This is a genomic window from Micromonospora sp. C97 (assembly GCF_018070385.1).
GTDB classification, from domain to species: Bacteria; Actinomycetota; Actinomycetes; order Mycobacteriales; family Micromonosporaceae; genus Micromonospora; species Micromonospora parva.
In genome coordinates, this window is record NZ_JAGPXU010000005.1 from 319918 (window position 1) to 335474 (window position 15557).

Below are 15557 nucleotides of genomic sequence, written 5' to 3' on the forward strand. Positions count from 1 at the left end.
TGATCATCAGTAGGCTCGGCGAAACGATCGCCGCCCACCGAATCCACCGGCCGAACGAGGAGATCCCCGTGACTCTGCTGCCCGCGACCGCCCGACAGATCGACACCCAGGTGGCCCAGGCGCAGATCGACGGTCGTACCCCGTCACTGGTGCTGGGCGTGGTCCGCGACGGCGCGCTGGTCCACCTGGCCACCGCCGGCGAGCACCCCCGCCCGGACGCCGATCTGCAGTACCGGGTGGGCTCGATCAGCAAGACGATGACCGCCACCTTGATCATGCAGTTGCGTGATGCCGGCCAGCTGTCCCTCGACGACCCGCTGGAACGGCACCTGCCGGGCACCGCGGTGGGCGCGCTCACACTGCGTCAGCTGCTCGGGCACGCCAGCGGCATGCAACGCGAACCCGAGGGCGACTGGTGGGAGCGGAGCGCGGGCACCGACCTGGCCGGGCTGCTCGACGGGCTGAACGCCGACAAGATCGCCTATCCGCCGCACACCGCCTACCACTACTCCAACCTGGCGTACGGGCTCCTCGGCGGCCTGCTCGAACGGCTCACCGGAACGCGGTGGGCCGACCTGCTCGACGAACGGGTGTTCGGCCCGCTGGGAATGCGCCGCACCACCTACACGGCCACCGAGCCGTACGCCCGCGGCTACGTCGTCCACCCCTGGCACGGCACGTTGCGCGAGGAACCCCGTACCGACACCGGCGCGATGGCCCCCGCCGGGCAGCTCTGGTCGACGATCGAGGACCTGGGCCGCTGGGCCGCCTTCCTGGCCGACCCCGACCCGTCGGTGCTGGCCGCCGGGACGCTCACCGAGATGTGCGCGCCCGTGGTGATCAACGATCTCGACTCCTGGACCGGTGGGCACGGGCTGGGGCTGGAGCTCTACCGCGACGGCGAGCGGGTGTACGTCGGGCACGGCGGCTCGATGCCCGGGTACGTGGCCAGCCTCGTGGTACACCGACCCACCCGTACCGCCGTTGTCGGCTTCGCCAACTCGTACGGCTTCCCGATCACCGAACTCGGTCGCCGGGTGCTGACCAGCGTGCTGGACGCCGAGCCGGCGCTCCCGCAGCCGTGGCGGCCGGCCGCCGCCGCGCCCGGTGCCGACCTGGCCGAGCTGAGCGGCCGCTGGTGGTGGATGGGCCTTCCGCTGGATCTGCGCTGGGACGCGGGTGACCTGGTGGCCCATGTCCGTGGTGAGCGGGTGAGCCGGTTCACCGCCGAGGGGCCGGACCGCTGGCGGGGACGCTCCGGCCCGGAGAACGGCGAGATCCTGTCGGTGCTGCGCGACGACAACGGGCGGGCGACGGCTGTCGACATCGCCACCTTCGTCTTCACCCGCAGCCCGGACGAAGCCCCCTGAGCCAGCCGCCGACAGGGCCGGGCGGCGGCGGAGCCGGGCGGCGGCGGAGCCGGGCGGCGACAGGGCCGGCCGCCGGCGGGGCCGGGCGGTCAGGGGGTCTCGGTGACGAAGTCGATGAGGCGTTCCATGGCGTTGATCAGGGGCGTTTCCACGTCGGCGAAGCTGTTCACCCGGGACAGGATGTGCCGCCACATGTCGGCCGGCTCGGCCACCCCGAGGGCCGCGCAGACCCCTTCCTTCCACGGCCGCCCCGGCGGCACCACCGGCCACGCCGCGATGCCCAACGCCGCCGGCTTGACCGCCTGCCACACGTCCACATAGGGGTGGCCGGTCACCAGCACGTACGGCGAGTCGACCCGGGCCACAATCCGGCTCTCCTTGCTGCCAGGCACCAGGTGGTCGACGAGGACGCCGAGCCGTCGGGTCGGGCCGGGGCCGAAGTCGCGTACGTCGGCGTCGAGGGCGTCGATGCCGTCCAACGGCTCCACGACAACGCCCTCGATGCGCAGGTCGTCACCCCAGATCCGCTCGACCAGGGCGGCGTCGTGGATACCCTCCACCCAGATCCGGCTGGCCTTGGCCACCTGGGCGCGGACGTTGTCCACCGCCACCGAGCCGGACGCGGTCCGCCGCCGGGCGGCCGGCACCGGCGCGCGGGTGGGGCGGCGCAGCGTGACCGGGCGGCCGTCGAGCAGGAACGCCGCCGGCAGCAGCGGGAAGTTGCGCCGCTTGCCGTGCCGGTCCTCCAGCACCACGGCACCGGCCTCGAAGCCCACCACCGCTCCGCAGAACCCGGAGTCGGCGTCCTCCACCACGAGGTCCGGTTCGGCGTCCACCTCGGGGGTGACCTTCCGCCGTCGCCAGTCCCCCGCCAACACGTCCTCGCCGTATCGCCCCGCCATGTCGATCACGCTAACTCCCGCGCCATCACCCCGCCCTCCGACACACCGCCCCACCTCGTCCACCCGCCACCACCGCGGCGATCACACAGTGGATTCGAGGCGACCCAGGTCGCTGTCGACCGGTGCCGGCCAGACGGATTCCTCGCCTCCGCCGCGGCCGGTCACGGCCAGCAGGACGCCTGGCGTCCACCGGGGTTGGGCGCTGGCATTGCGCGCACGGTCGCTCCTGGGTGAGTTGGTGTTGGCCTGCCGTTCTGGCATGCTGCATATGTGGAACTTGGTTCCGCTAAAACATACGGAACGAGGTTCCGTTTTCCCCAAGGGATGTGACGGAGGCAACGGTGGCCAGCACCGGGACAGATCCCGCGCGCAAGCAGCGGGCAGATTCGCTGCGCAACCAGACGGCGCTCCTGGAGGCGGCCGCCGCCGCGTTCATCGCCTCCGGGGTCAACGCGCCGGTGCGCGACATCGCCGCCAGGGCCGGCGTCGGGGTCGGGACGATCTACCGCCACTTCCCGACCCGCGCCGACCTGATCGTCGCGGTGTACCGACACCAGGTCGAGGCCTGCGCCGAAGCCGGCCCCGTGCTCCTGGCACAGAGCGCCACACCGCACGCCGCCCTGGCCAGTTGGATCCACCTCTTCGTCGACTTCCTGGTCACCAAGCACGGTCTGGCCGAGGCGATGCGGTCCGACGACGCCGCCTTCCAGACGCTGCACGCGTACTTCCTCGACCGGCTCGTCCCCGTCTGCGCCGACCTGCTCGCCGCCGCCAGCGCGGCGGGCGAGATCGTTCCCGACATGAACCCCCTGGTCCTGATGCAGGGCATCGGCAACCTCTGCATCGGCGCCGACAACCCCGGCTACGACGCGCGTCTCATGGTCGACGTGGTCATCGCGGGCCTACGGGTGCATTAGCGCCCGGAAAGACCCCACGCCGCGGACCATGCCGCGCGCGGGATCGGGCGAAGGGGGCAGTTCGGGGCACGCAGGGCGGCCGGAGCGGCAGTCGAGACAGGGCCGGTCGTGACCACGTACCCTTTCGGCATGTCCACCCCCGCAACGGGCGCGGCCACACTCGCGCCGCGCCGGTCGAGCCGGTTCGTTGCCTGGGTGCGCGCGTGGCGCGCCGGGTTGGTGCCGTACGACGAGGTCGCCGACGCCATCGCCGGCGACGAGGAACATCTCGTTGCGGACGCCCCGGGCACCTGGACCGACGTCCCGCTGGGTTCCGCGCTGCCCACCCTGGCCAAGCTCTCCCCCGACGAGATCCGCCTGGTGCTGCCCGCACCCGGCGACCCCCGGGGTCTGCCCGGCCCCGGCGACTTCGCCGGCGCGGCGCTGGTAGCGGGTGAGGCGGTGGTCGCTGGCGGGCTCGGGTTGATCCCGGAGGTCCGCTCGCACACCTCCGGCTCCGGGGACTGTTTCGAAACGGTGCTGTGGCGGGTGTACCCGCTGCCGGCCAACGCGCCCGCCGCGTCGCTCTCGTTGCCCGGCGCCGCCGAGGCGGAGGCCGAACTGGCCGCCGCGCTGGCCGATACGACCGCCGCGCTGACCCGCCTCGACGTCGCCCAGTGGCGGCCCGAGCTGGCAGGCGCGCTGGCCGCGTTGCGCCGCCCCGACGGCACCACCGACCTGCCACCAGGGTTCGACCCGAGGGCCCGCCGGCTCTTCGCCCGAGCCGCGGTGCTCGACCGGGTGCTCGCGCTGGCCGGGCACTCCGCGCCCGGCGGGGCGATCAACAACTATGAGGCGCAGCAGCGCGACGCCGCGCTGCGTCCGCTCACCGCCGCCTGCCGCCAAGCCCTGGTGGCCGCCTGCAACGCCCCCCTGCGCCCCTGACCGACGCGTTACCCGCCCGGGACCGCCCGGGGACCGACGCGTTACTGCCCGGGACCGACGCGATACACCTCATGATCGTGCTCGACATGGATGTGGTGGCCTCCGGCTCCGCCGGTGACCCCTACATCCTGGTTACAGCGCGATCATGGGGGGCGGCGCGGCCCACGAGCGGCAGCGCGGCCCAGGAGCGGCGCAGCGCGGCCGCAGCGGGGTCAGACCTCGTCGAGGAGGTCTGCGACCGAGTTGATGATCCGGGAGGGGCGGTACGGGTAGCGCTCGGCCTCGGTGCGGCTGCTGATCCCGGTGAGCACCAGGATGGTCTCCAACCCGGCCTCCAGACCACACAGGATGTCGGTGTCCATCCGGTCACCGATCATCGCGGTGCTCTCCGAGTGCGCGTTGATGGTGTTGAGCGCCGAGCGCATCATCATCGGGTTGGGCTTGCCGACGAAGTACGGCTCCACCCCGGTCGCCTTGGAGATCATGGCGGCGACCGAGCCGGCGGCGGGCAGCGCGCCCTCCACGGACGGGCCGGTCACATCCGGGTTCGTGCAGATGAACCGGGCGCCGTCGTTGATCAGACGGACGGCCTTGGTGATCGCCTCGAAGCTGTAGGTGCGGGTCTCGCCGAGCACCACGTAGTCGGGGGCGAAGTCGGTCAGCACGTAGCCGACGGCGTGCAGGGCTGTGGTCAGCCCGGCCTCACCGATGACGTACGCGGTGCCACCCGGCCGCTGGTCGGCGAGGAACTGGCCGGTGGCCAGGGCCGAGGACCAGATCGACTCCTCCGGCACGTCCAGCCCCATCCGGCTGAGCCGGGCCGTCAGGTCGCGCGGGGTGTAGATCGAGTTGTTGGTCAGCACCAGGAACGGCTTGCCGGAGGCGCGCAACCGGTTGATGAACTCGGGCGCGCCGGGCACCGGCTGGCCCTCGTGCACCAGCACGCCGTCCATGTCGGTCAGCCAACTCTGCACGGGCTTACGGTCATGCATGATGATCCTCAGAGGTCAGGGACGACGGGTCGGCACGCAACAGACGGTGGGGCAGGTGTCCCACATCGGCAGCTCGCCCAGGCGGCGGCGCAGCTGCGCGCCGTCCGGGTCGGTCCGCTCGGTGACCAGCTCACGCACCATGGTCACGAAGCGCGGGTCGGTGCCCGGCGTGGCGGCCCGGACGAAGTCCAGGCCAAGCTGCTTCGCCGTCTCCAGCGCTTCGGTGTCCAGGTCCCACACGACCTCCAGGTGATCGGAGACGAACCCGATCGGGCTGACCACCACGCCGGTGGTGCCGCCCTGCGCGAGGGTGGCCAGGTGGTCGTTGACGTCCGGTTCCAGCCATGGCACCTGCGGCGGGCCGGAGCGGCTCTGCCAGACCAGGTCGTATTCCAGGTCGGGGGCGGCGGCCGCGGCGACGAGCCGGGCGGTCTCGTGCAGCTGCGCCTCGTACCGGCCGCCGTGCGGGCCGGCGTTGGCCGCCATCGAGCTGGGGATGGAGTGGGCGGTGAAGACCAGTCGGGTGGTGTCCCGCTTTGCCGGGTCGAGCTGGCCCAGGGCGGCCCGGACGGCGTCGACGTGCGGCTCGACGAAACCGGGGTGGTCCCAGAACTGGCGCAGCTTCTCGATCACCGGGGCGTCCGGGCCGACGGCGGCACGGGCGGCGGCGATGTCCTCCTGGTATTGCCGGCAGGACGAGTAGCCGCCGTACGCGCTGGTGACGAAGGCCAGCGCACGGGTCACCCCGTCGTCGCGCATCCGGCTCACGGTGTCGGCGAGCATCGGGTCCCAGTTGCGGTTGCCCCAGTAGATGGGCAGGTCGACACCGTGCGCGGCGAAATCGGCGCGGACGGCGGCCAGCAGGTCCCGACACTGCTGGTTGATCGGGGACACCCCACCGAAGTGCTGGTAGTGCTCGGCGACCTCGGCCAGCCGCTCGGGCGGCACACCCCGACCCCGGGTCACGTTCTGCAGGAACGGCATCACGTCCTCGGGCCGTTCCGGCCCGCCGAAGGACACCAGGACCACCGCGTCGTACGACATGGGGTCATTCTTGCCCCTCGGCCGGGACGCCCCGGCGACGCCCCCTGATCCGGATGCGTGGATCACGCGTCCGGACCTCGGCGGCGTCGCCGGAGAGCGTCAGGCGCCGATGGCGTGGTAGCCGCCGTCGACGTGGACGATCTCGCCGGTGGTGGCCGGGAACCAGTCGGAGAGCAGCGCCAGGCAGGCCCGCGCGGCGGGCTCCTGGTCGGTGAGGCTCCAGCCCAGCGGGGCCCGCTCGGTCCAGGCCTCCTCGAACTGGTCGAAGCCGGGGATCGACTTCGCGGCGATGGTGCGCAGCGGCCCGGCGGCCACCAGGTTGCTGCGGATGCCCTGCTTGCCCAGGTGCAGCGCCAGGTAGCGGGACGCCGACTCCAGGCCGGCCTTGGCCACGCCCATCCAGTCGTAGACCGGCCACGCCTTCGTCGCGTCGAAGGTCAGGCCGACCACCGCGCCACCGGGCGACATCAGCGGCAGCGCCGCCATCGCGAGGGACTTGTACGAGAAGGTGGAGACGTGCAGGGCGGTCGCCACGTCCTCCCAGGGCGCGTCGAGGAAGCCGCCACCGAGGCAGCTCTGCGGGGCGAAGCCGATCGAGTGCACGACTCCGTCGAGGCCGTCGACGTGCTCGCGTACCCGGTCGGCGAGGCCGGCCAGGTGCTCGGTGTTGGTGACGTCCACCTCGATCACCGGCGCCGGCTCGGGCAGCCGCTTCGCGATCCGCTCGACCAGGGAGAGCCGGCCGTAGCCGGTGAGCACGACCTGCGCGCCGTTCTCCTGAGCGAGCTTCGCCACCGAGAAGGCGATCGAGGCGTCGGTGATGACACCGGTGACGAGCAGTCGCTTACCGGCGAGCAGTCCGGACATGCAGATTTCCTCCGTAGTCAAAAGGGTTAGTGGCCCATTCCGAGGCCGCCGTCGACCGGGATGACGGCACCGGAGACGTACCCGGCGCTGTCGGAGGCCAGCCAGGTGACAACGGCCGCGACCTCGTCCGGGCTGGCCATCCGGCCGGCCGGGATGGACTTGAGGATCTCCGCCTTGCGGTCGTCGGAGAGGCCGGCGGTCATGTCCGTGTCGATGAAGCCGGGCGCCACCACGTTCGCGGTGATGTTGCGGCTGCCCAGCTCCCGGGTGATCGAGCGGGCGACGCCGACGAGGCCGGCCTTGCTGGCGGCGTAGTTGACCTGCCCGGCACCGCCGGCGAGGCCGACCACCGAGGAGATGAAGATCATGCGGCCCCACTTGGCGCGGAGCATCTTGCCGGAGGCCCGCTTGGCGACCCGGAACGCGCCGGTGAGGTTGGTGTCCACCACATCGGTGAACTGCTCCTCGGACATCCGCAGCAGCAGCGTGTCGGCGGTCATGCCGGCGTTGGCGACCAGCACCTCGACCGGCCCCAGCTCGGCCTCGACGGCGGCGAACGCGGCGTCGATCGAGGCGGCGTCGGTGACGTCGGCGCGGACGCCGAACAGCCCGTCGGGTGCCTCGCCGCTGCGGTGGGTGACCGCCACCCGGTCGCCCTGCTTGGCGAAGGCCTGCGCGATGGCCAGGCCGATTCCCCGGTTGCCCCCGGTCACCAGCACGGTACGGGCCACTGTTCCCCCTTGCGAATGGTCAGCACAGACGCGCGAAAGCCTAGGCGTTACCGACAGGTAAGCGCTAACGGGAGTCGCGTCACACTGGGGTACGACACCGGGATCAACCCCTGGTGGCACGCCTCGTGACGGTCTCGGCCCGTAGCCTCCGGGTGGTGAACCGGCATCCGATCGCCGTGGCCCTGCGGGCCCTGCGGCAGACAGTGCTGGGCCCGGACGCACCGGTCGAACGGCCGCTGCTGGCCCGGTGGCCCGGGCCGGCCCGCTACGCCGCCCCGGTCGGCCTGCTGGCCGCTCTCGGCCTCTTCCTGATCACGCTGACCGTGGAGAGCGAGTGGGGCCTGCCGATACTGGTCGCGCTGCTGTTCGCGGCGATGACCGTGGCGCCGCTGCTGGCGCTGCCCCGGCGTCCGCTGCTGGCCTGGCGGCTGACGGTGCTGGCCCTGCTGATCTGCACGTTCAACGCGCCGGCCGACCAGGCCTGGCCGTGGACCCCGCCGCTGGCGCTCGGGTCGATCGTGGTGGTGGCGGTGGTCGTCACGCGGGTCGACCGGCCGGTGCTGGGCTGGGTGGTGGCGATCACGACGGTGCCGGTGCTCACCCTGGTCGAGCCCGAGAACCGGGTCGCTGTCCTGCTGCTGCTCGGGGCGTTGGCGATCGTCGGTGACCTGATCCGACGCAACCGGCTGTCCCGGCGGGCGCTGGCCGCGCAGACCGAGCTGAGCGAGCGGGAGCAGGAACGCCGCGGGGTGCTGGAGGAGCGCACCCGGATCGCCCGGGAGCTGCACGACGTGGTGGCCCACCACATGTCGCTGATCGCGGTGCAGGCGGAGACCGCCCCGTACCGGCTGACCGACGTGCCGGCGCCGGCAGCCGCGGAGTTCGTCGCCATCGCCGCGTCGGCCCGCGACGCGCTCACCGACATGCGGCGACTGCTGGGGGTGCTGCGCAGCGAGACGACCGGGCCGCAGACCGCGCCGCAGCCGGACCTGACCGACCTGGGCGCGATGGTGGACGCCGCCCGCCGGGCCGGGCTGTCGGTCACGCTGGACGCCGAGCAGGTGGACGACGACCGGGTGCCCGCGCCGGTCGGGCTGGCCGCGTACCGCATCGTGCAGGAGGGCCTGGCCAACGCGGCCCGCCACGCGGCCGGCGCCGCGGTGCGGGTCACCGTCCGCGCCGGTGCGTCCGGCCTGGGGGTACGGGTGGAGAACGCGCCACCCGCCACGGCGGGCTCCCGGCCTGGCGAGGCGGGCTCCGGGCACGGGCTGACCGGCATGCGGGAACGGGCCACCTCGCTGGGCGGTACGTTCACCGCCGGGCCGCTGCCCGACGGGGGTTACGCGGTGGCGGCCGAGTTGCCGTACGACGCGGAGGGTGGGGACCGATGATCCGGGTGCTGATCGCCGACGACCAGGCGATGGTCCGGCAGGGCTTCGGCGCGCTGCTCGCCGCCCAACCGGATCTGCTGGTGGTGGGTGACGCCGCCGACGGGGCGCAGGCCGTGGCCGCCGCCCGCCACCTCGACCCGGACGTGGTGCTGATGGACGTGCGGATGCCGGTGATGGACGGGCTGGAGGCCACCCGCACGCTGCTCGGTGACCGGTCGGCGCAGCGTCCCCGGGTGCTCATCCTCACCACGTTCGACCTGGACGACTACGTGTACGAGGCGCTGCGCGCCGGGGCCAGCGGTTTCCTGCTCAAGGACGCCCCGGCGGCCGACCTGGTGCAGGCGGTGCGGGTGGTGGCGGCCGGGGACGCGCTGCTCGCCCCCGCTGTCACCCGCCGGCTGATCGCCGAGTTCGCGGCCCGCCCGGACCGCCGCCGCCCCCGTCCCACCGACCTGGCCGGGCTCACTCCACGAGAGACCGAGGTGCTGCGGTTGATCGCCCGGGGCCGCAACAACGCGGAGATCGCGGGTGACCTGGTGGTGGCCGAGCAGACAGTGAAGACGCACGTCGGGCGGATCCTGGCCAAGCTGGGGCTGCGCGACCGGGCCCAGGCCGTGGTGCTGGCGTACGAGACGGGTCTGGTGGCCGCCGGCGAGTAGCCCCGTGGAGCCAGCACGGGAACGGCTCCGCGGCACGACGACCGGGCCCCGCCCCTGGGCGCACTCTCCCTCCGGACGACATTCCGGAGGGAGAACGTGATGCGACGACGAGGTGCCAGCCGGTTGGCGGTGGCCGCGCTGCTCGGCGTGAACCTGGTCCTGCCGACCCCGGCCAGGCCGGCCACGGCGGCGGGGTTCGTCGAGGCGTACCCGCAGATGGCGGCGGCGATGCGCGCGGCCGGCCCCCCGTACGCGGACTGGGCGGCCGACGGACGCCGGTTCCTGCTGTTCGACACGCGCGGTGACGGCCGCGCGGTCGAGGTGCTCGGCGACCTCGCCACCGCCGACCGGATCGCGGTGCTGGTGCCCGGGGTCGGCAGCACGCTCGCCGACTTCGACAGGGGGTTGGGTGGGGTGGCCCGGCGGGCGCCCGCCGTGCAGGCCGGGCAGGTGTACCGGGAGCTACGGGCGACCGACCCGGCGGCGCGGGTCGCGGTGCTGGCCTGGCTGGGCTACGACCCGCCCGACGGGGTGCTGACCGCCGCCGGTGGGGTCAGCGCCCGGCGCGGCGCGGCCGGGCTGGCCCGGCTGCTGCGCGGGCTGGCCGGGCGGCGTCCGGGCGCGACGATCACGCTGGTCGGGCACAGCTACGGGGCGTTGGTGGTGGCCCTGGCGGCGGCGCACGCCCCGCCCCAGGTCACCGACGTGGTCAGCCTCGGTGGGGTGGGCGCTGGCGTGCAGCGCGCCGACGACCTGCCCGGCGGGCGGCGGTTCTGGGCCGCCGAGGCGCCGACGGACTGGATCCGACGGGTCCCGCCGCTGCGGCTGCCCGGGTTGGGCTTCGGTCGGCGACCCGGCGACCCGGCGTTCGGCGCCCGACCCCTGCCGGTGGGCGGGGTGGCGGGGCACGACGGCTATCTCGCGCCGGGCAGCGCCGCGCTGGTCGCGGTGGCGGCGGTCGTGCTGGGCGGCGTCGACGCCGACCGGACCGGGGACGCCCGGTGAGCCGGGACCGGGCCGTCGACGCGCTGCGGGCGTACGCCATCGGCGGGGTGGTGCTGGGGCACTGGCTGGTCACCGGCCTGGTGCTGACCGGCGACGGCGGGCTGCACCAGGCCAGTCCGCTGACCGCCCTGCCCGGCCTGGCCCCGCTGACCTGGGTGTTGCAGACGCTCGGGTTGTTCTTCTTCACCGCCGGGTTCGGCTCGGCCCGGTCGCTGGCCCGGCACCCGGGCGGTACGGGCGGTTGGCTGGCCGGTCGGCTACGTCGGCTGCTGCTGCCCACCGTGGCGCTGCTCGGGGTGGGTGCGGCCGTCCTGCTCGCCGCCACCGTCGTCGGCACCTCCGACGACACGCTCGCCGTCGCGCTGCGGCTCGCGGTCAGCCCGCTGTGGTTCCTGCTACCGCTGGTGATCCTGGTCGCGTCGACCGGCCCGCTGCGCGCCGCCGTACGCCGCTGGGGTGTGCTGCGCTGCGCGACACCGGCGGTGGCCGTGGTGGCCGCGGCCGACCTGTCCGTCCGCCTGGTGCCGGCCGCCGGCGACCTGCCCCCGGTCACCGTGCTGGCGGCCTGGTCGGTGCCGTACCTGCTGGGGGTGGCGCACGCCGACGGGTGGCTGCGGAGCCGGCGGGCCGGTGGCACGGCGGCGGCCGGTGGGGCGCTCGCGCTGGCGGCGCTGCTGGCGCTCGGCTACCCGGTGAGCGCGGTGGGGGTGCCCGGGGCCGGGGTGTCCAACCTGAACCCGCCGTCGCTGCTGGTCGTGGCGCTGGCGGTCACCCAGGTCGGGTTGGGGTTGCTGGCCCGGCCGGCGCTGCGACGGCTGCTGGCCCGGCCACTGCCGGGTCGCGCGGTGACCGAAGTGAACCGGTTCGCGGTCCGGATCTATCTGTGGCACCAGCCGGTCCTGGTGGCGGTGACAGCGCTCACCGCCCGCGGCGGGCTCGCCCTGCCCGGTCTGCACACCGTCCCGGACGACTCGGGGTGGGTGCTGGCCCGCTGCTGCTGGCTGCCGCTGCTCGCCGGAGTGCTGGTCACTGTCGTGCGGGTGGGCCAGCCGGGGTCGCCGCGCCGCCGAGGTGTCCGGGCTGGTGATCAGTGGCGTCGCCGACCGGGCGGTGGAGGGGTCGCCGGCCGGTCGGCCGAGTGCGTTCGGCCGGCACCGCAGGTGTACGATCATCGACGTTCCGGCCCGCCCGACTTGCAGGAGGTGATCGCTGTGCGAGATAGCGATCCTCCCAGTCGTGGCCGGGCCGATGGTCAGTCCCGCTGAGCCACGACTCAGTCTGGTGAGCTGACCCCGCTCCGCTCCCCACCACGTCGGCACCTGCCGAGGTGAGTGTGCCGCGCCGCCCGAACCCGGGCGGTCGCCGGGAGCCGCCCGGTCACGACTTCGTGTGCGCGTCCCTACCCCCTGCGGTCCGCCCCCGCACGCGGACCGTCCAGCCGCCACCCGGAGCCGTCCATGAGCCGCTACGTCGCCCCGCTGGGCTTCACCCTCGCCGCCGTCTGGGTGGCCATCGTCTTCGTCCTCGCCGGCGGCGGCCACTGAGCTGGTCGTCCTCGCCGGCGGCGGCCAGTGAGCTGGTCGTCCTCACGGCGACGGCCACCGGGTTGGTGCCGACCGGCGGCGGTGGGTGACCGCCGCCGGTCCCACCGCTCAGAGCATCCGCGACGACCACAGCAGGCTGAGCGCACCGGCGCAGAGGGCCAGCAGCAGCGCCACCCCGGCGTACCACTGGGTCACCTCACGCGGCTCGGTGCGGAACCCGATCGAGCTGCCCATGTCCTGATAGACCTGCTTCAGCTCGCTCACCGAGGCCGCCTCGTAGAAGTAACCCTCGGTGGTCTCGGCGAGTTCGGCGAGGGCCAACCGGTCCACCGGCACCCGCTGCAACTGCCCGCCGATGTCGACCTGGCCGGTGTCCGTGCCGAAGGCGATCGTGGAAACCGGGACGTTGGCGGCCTGCGCGGCGGCCGCCGCCTCCTCCACCGCCCGACCGGAGGTGCGGAAGCCGTCCGAGAGCAGCACGATCCGCGCCGGTGGGATACCCGCCGCGCCGTCGGCGGGCACCGACCGGATCGCCTCCAGGCAGGTGAACACCGCCTCCCCGGTCGCTGTCGCCTCGGCCAGCACCAGCCCGTCGATGGCGCTGGTCACCGCGTCGCGGTCCTTGCCCGGCGGCACCAGCACGTTGGCCGCCTTGGCGAACGACACGAGGCCCAGGTTGTAGCTCTCCGGCAGCTCACTGACGAACTGCTTGGCGGCCTCCTGGGCCGCCTCCAGCCGGTTCGGTGACACGTCGTCGGCCTGCATCGACAACGACACGTCGATGGCGAGCATCACTGTGGCCCGCTCCAGCGGCTCCTTGGTGTCGACAGCGGGCCGGGCCAGTGCGGTGGCCAACACCAGCAGGCAGAGCAGGAACGCGGTCGCCGGGACGTGCCGACGCCAGCCCAGGCCCTTCGGCGCCACCGTCCGCAACAGGTCCACATTGGTGAACCGCATCGCGTACGCCCGGCGGTGCAGCTGCCGCCAGACGTAGAACGCGGCGAGGGCGAACACCGGCAGCACGGCCAGCAGCCACCACGGTTGCAGAAAACGGATCATCGTGTCGTCCCCCGGGTGCGTGCGTGCCGTTGCGCGGCCACGAATCGCACCATGTCCAGCAGCCAGTCTCGGTCGGTACGCAGACGCAGGTGGGCCGCACCGGCGCCGCGCAGGGCGGCGGCGATGGTGGCCCGTTGGGCGGTGGCGGCGTCGGCGTAGCGCTGCCGCAGCCGTGGGTCGGCGGTCTGCACCTCGTGCAGCTCGCCGCTCTCCGGGTCGACCACCGGCAACACGCCCACGTCGGGCAGTTCCAGCTCACGCGGGTCGACCACCTCGATCGCCAGTACGTCGTGCCGGACGCGCAGCTTACGCATCGGCCGGGCCCACTGCTCGGCCGGAGCGAGGAAGTCCGAGACGACCACTGCCACCCCACGGCGGCGGGGCGGACGGTTGAGCATCTCGATCAGCGCGCCCAGATCACCACGACCGGGCTGGATGGCGGTGCCGGCGACGGCACGCAGCAGACCCTGCGCCTCCTTGCGCCCGGAGCGGGCCGGCAGCCGGGTGAGCACCCCGGGCCCCGGCGGCGGTGGTCTGCCCCGCCAGCGTCGGGCCGGCGCGGACACCCCGCCGCCGGTGCCGATCACGGCGCCGATCCGGTTACCGCCGCGCACGGTCAGGTGGGTGATGGCAGCGGCGGCGGCCACCACGACCTCCCGCTTGAGCCACTGCCCGGTGCCGAAGTCGAGGCTGGCGGAGAGGTCCAGCGCGAGCCAGGTCTCCAGTTCCCGGTCGGCGACCGTACGCCGCACGTGCGGTGTGGTCGTGCGTGCCGTGACCGGCCAGTCCATCCGACGCACGTCGTCGCCGGGGCGGTACTCCCGGGACTCCCCCGCCTCACTGCCCGGTCCGGGCAGCAGGCCGGCGTAGTCGCCCTGCAGCAGACCGTCGAGCTTGCGGGTGACGAGCAGCTGAAGCCGGGACAACACGGCCTCGCTACGGTCGCCGAGGAGGGCTGGACGAGGGGTGGGTGAGGTCACGGCCGCTGCCCGGGCCAACCAGCGCCCGGCGGCGGCGCGATCGAGGGCGGGGTGGCCTGCTGCCGGGGCGCGACAGCGGGAAGCGGGATCGTCGACATCACCCGCTGCACGATGTGGTCGGCGGGCACGTCGTCGGCGAGCGCGTCGTAGCTGAGCACCAACCGGTGCCGCAGGATGTCCGGCGCGATGTCCTGCACGTCCTGCGGCAGCGCGTAGTCCCGCCCGCGCAGCAGCGCCAGGGCGCGGGTCGCCCGGACCAGACCCAGCGAGGCGCGCGGGCTGGCACCGTACTGGATCAGTTGCGCGACGTCGGGCATGCCGTGCTCGGCCGGGGCGCGGGTGGCCAGGACCAACCGGACCGCGTAGTCGACCAGGGCGTTGTGGACGAAGACCTGGTCCGCCTTGCGTTGCAGGGCGATCAGGTCCGGTGTGTCGAACACCGCGGTCGGCTCGGGCGCGGCCACGCCCATCCGGTAGACGATCTCCCGTTCCTCAGCGTCGGTCGGGTAGCCCACCACGATCTTCATGAGGAACCGGTCCCGTTGCGCCTCCGGCAGCGGATAGACGCCCTCCTGCTCGATCGGGTTCTGGGTGGCCATCACCAGGAACGGGTCGGGCACCCGGTGGCTCTCGCCGCCGATGGACACCTGCCGCTCGCTCATCACCTCCAGCAGCGCGGACTGCACCTTGGCCGGCGCCCGGTTGATCTCGTCGGCGAGCAGGAAGTTGACGAAGACCGGCCCCAGCTCGACGTCGAACTTCTCGCTCGACTGCCGGTAGATCCGGGTGCCCATGATGTCGGCCGGCACCAGGTCCGGCGTGAACTGCACCCGGGCGAAGGACCCACCGACGACCTTGGCGAGGGTTTCCACCGCCAGGGTCTTGGCCACCCCGGGCACGCCTTCGAGCAGGCAGTGACCACGGGAGAGCAGCGCGACGAACATCCGCTCCACCATCCGGTCCTGCCCGACGATCACACGTTTGATCTCGAACAGCGCCTTTTCCAGCAGGGTGGCGTCCTGCGCGGGTGTGGTCACCGGCGCAGGTGCCGCGCCGTTCGGCGTCGGGGCGTCGGGCATGGTCGGCTGGGCCACCGGTCCTCCACAGCGTTTGTCGGTCGTCGCGGCTTGTGCGGTATCAAGACTCGCACGCCTTGCTGAGTGCCGAGGTGG

The 15557-nt window shown here is 73.4% G+C and carries 15 protein-coding genes; 7 read left to right on the forward strand and 8 right to left on the reverse strand.

Translation table 11 applies throughout. The features are described 5' to 3' along the window. Positions 1 to 68: 68 nt before the first annotated feature. Positions 69 to 1370, forward strand: a complete 1302-nt coding sequence (locus KBX26_RS10970) for a serine hydrolase (RefSeq protein WP_030337793.1) — start codon at positions 69 to 71, stop codon at positions 1368 to 1370. A gap of 89 nt (positions 1371 to 1459) precedes the next feature. On the opposite strand, the gene KBX26_RS10975 is transcribed toward KBX26_RS10970, so the two are convergent. Continuing rightward, positions 1460 to 2272 (reverse strand): DUF3097 domain-containing protein, encoded by an 813-nt coding sequence (locus KBX26_RS10975; RefSeq protein WP_030337794.1) that lies wholly within the window; start codon positions 2270 to 2272, stop codon positions 1460 to 1462. Positions 2273 to 2613: 341 nt separating this feature from the next. On the opposite strand from KBX26_RS10975, the gene KBX26_RS10980 reads away from it, so the two are divergent. Together KBX26_RS10980 and KBX26_RS10985 are read left to right on the forward strand one after the other, a co-directional pair. Next, on the forward strand, positions 2614 to 3189 hold the full coding sequence (locus KBX26_RS10980; protein WP_210865354.1) for a TetR/AcrR family transcriptional regulator: 576 nt from the start codon (positions 2614 to 2616) through the stop codon (positions 3187 to 3189). Between the two features lie 129 nt (positions 3190 to 3318). Then, positions 3319 to 4113, forward strand: a complete 795-nt coding sequence (locus tag KBX26_RS10985; RefSeq protein WP_210865355.1) for a hypothetical protein — start codon at positions 3319 to 3321, stop codon at positions 4111 to 4113. 212 nt (positions 4114 to 4325) lie between these two features. On the opposite strand, the gene KBX26_RS10990 is transcribed toward KBX26_RS10985, so the two are convergent. The 4 genes from KBX26_RS10990 to fabG form a co-directional block, all read right to left on the reverse strand. After that, positions 4326 to 5105: an HAD-IIA family hydrolase gene (locus tag KBX26_RS10990; RefSeq protein ID WP_030337797.1), complete on the reverse strand. Its 780-nt coding sequence runs from the start codon at positions 5103 to 5105 to the stop codon at positions 4326 to 4328. Between the two features lie 15 nt (positions 5106 to 5120). Beyond that, entirely contained in the window at positions 5121 to 6149 is a 1029-nt protein-coding gene (locus KBX26_RS10995) for a ferrochelatase (protein WP_030337798.1), read from the reverse strand. A gap of 99 nt (positions 6150 to 6248) precedes the next feature. Next, entirely contained in the window at positions 6249 to 7016 is a 768-nt protein-coding gene (fabI, locus tag KBX26_RS11000; protein WP_030337799.1) for an enoyl-ACP reductase FabI, read from the reverse strand. A 26-nt stretch (positions 7017 to 7042) separates the two neighbouring features. Beyond that, the gene (gene fabG, locus KBX26_RS11005; protein ID WP_124770856.1) at positions 7043 to 7747 is read right to left on the reverse strand and encodes a 3-oxoacyl-ACP reductase FabG; all 705 of its coding nucleotides are present in this window, start codon (positions 7745 to 7747) and stop codon (positions 7043 to 7045) included. 155 nt (positions 7748 to 7902) lie between these two features. Here fabG and KBX26_RS32720 point away from each other — a divergent pair, with 155 nt between their 5' ends. The 4 genes from KBX26_RS32720 (at position 7903) to KBX26_RS11025 (ending at position 12067) form a co-directional block, all read left to right on the forward strand. Continuing rightward, entirely contained in the window at positions 7903 to 9138 is a 1236-nt protein-coding gene (locus KBX26_RS32720; RefSeq protein ID WP_156058005.1) for a sensor histidine kinase, read from the forward strand. Beyond that, on the forward strand, positions 9135 to 9797 hold the full coding sequence (locus tag KBX26_RS11015; RefSeq protein WP_030337802.1) for a response regulator transcription factor: 663 nt from the start codon (positions 9135 to 9137) through the stop codon (positions 9795 to 9797). Before KBX26_RS32720 ends, KBX26_RS11015 begins: the two co-directional genes overlap by 4 nt. 99 nt (positions 9798 to 9896) lie before the next feature. Continuing rightward, positions 9897 to 10802: an alpha/beta hydrolase gene (locus tag KBX26_RS11020; RefSeq protein ID WP_210865356.1), complete on the forward strand. Its 906-nt coding sequence runs from the start codon at positions 9897 to 9899 to the stop codon at positions 10800 to 10802. After that, positions 10799 to 12067 carry an acyltransferase gene (locus KBX26_RS11025; RefSeq protein WP_210865357.1) on the forward strand — a complete coding sequence of 423 codons (1269 nt, stop codon included), beginning with the start codon at positions 10799 to 10801 and terminating at the stop codon, positions 12065 to 12067. The genes KBX26_RS11020 and KBX26_RS11025 overlap by 4 nt, the downstream gene beginning before the upstream one ends. A gap of 387 nt (positions 12068 to 12454) precedes the next feature. On the opposite strand, the gene KBX26_RS11030 is transcribed toward KBX26_RS11025, so the two are convergent. From KBX26_RS11030 to KBX26_RS11040, 3 genes are read right to left on the reverse strand one after another with little or no spacing between them, the layout of a single operon-like run. After that, on the reverse strand, positions 12455 to 13405 hold the full coding sequence (locus tag KBX26_RS11030; protein WP_030337805.1) for a VWA domain-containing protein: 951 nt from the start codon (positions 13403 to 13405) through the stop codon (positions 12455 to 12457). Continuing rightward, a complete protein-coding gene (locus KBX26_RS11035) occupies positions 13402 to 14403 on the reverse strand; it encodes a DUF58 domain-containing protein (RefSeq protein WP_210865358.1) in 1002 nt (333 codons plus the stop codon). The genes KBX26_RS11030 and KBX26_RS11035 overlap by 4 nt, the downstream gene beginning before the upstream one ends. Beyond that, a complete protein-coding gene (locus tag KBX26_RS11040) occupies positions 14382 to 15479 on the reverse strand; it encodes a MoxR family ATPase (protein WP_030337807.1) in 1098 nt (365 codons plus the stop codon). Before KBX26_RS11040 ends, KBX26_RS11035 begins: the two co-directional genes overlap by 22 nt. Positions 15480 to 15557: the final 78 nt, after the last annotated feature.

What these genes read in the sequence shown, in the direction of transcription:
- KBX26_RS10975 (WP_030337794.1), bottom strand. Translation starts at nt 2,272, where the DNA reads ATGGCGGGGCGATACGGCGAGGACGTGTTGGCGGGGGACTGGCGACGG.
- KBX26_RS10985 (WP_210865355.1), top strand. Translation starts at nt 3,319, where the DNA reads ATGTCCACCCCCGCAACGGGCGCGGCCACACTCGCGCCGCGCCGGTCG.
- KBX26_RS10990 (WP_030337797.1), bottom strand. Translation starts at nt 5,105, where the DNA reads ATGCATGACCGTAAGCCCGTGCAGAGTTGGCTGACCGACATGGACGGC.
- KBX26_RS10995 (WP_030337798.1), bottom strand. Translation starts at nt 6,149, where the DNA reads ATGTCGTACGACGCGGTGGTCCTGGTGTCCTTCGGCGGGCCGGAACGG.
- fabI (WP_030337799.1), bottom strand. Translation starts at nt 7,016, where the DNA reads ATGTCCGGACTGCTCGCCGGTAAGCGACTGCTCGTCACCGGTGTCATC.
- KBX26_RS11015 (WP_030337802.1), top strand. Translation starts at nt 9,135, where the DNA reads ATGATCCGGGTGCTGATCGCCGACGACCAGGCGATGGTCCGGCAGGGC.
- KBX26_RS11020 (WP_210865356.1), top strand. Translation starts at nt 9,897, where the DNA reads ATGCGACGACGAGGTGCCAGCCGGTTGGCGGTGGCCGCGCTGCTCGGC.
- KBX26_RS11030 (WP_030337805.1), bottom strand. Translation starts at nt 13,405, where the DNA reads ATGATCCGTTTTCTGCAACCGTGGTGGCTGCTGGCCGTGCTGCCGGTG.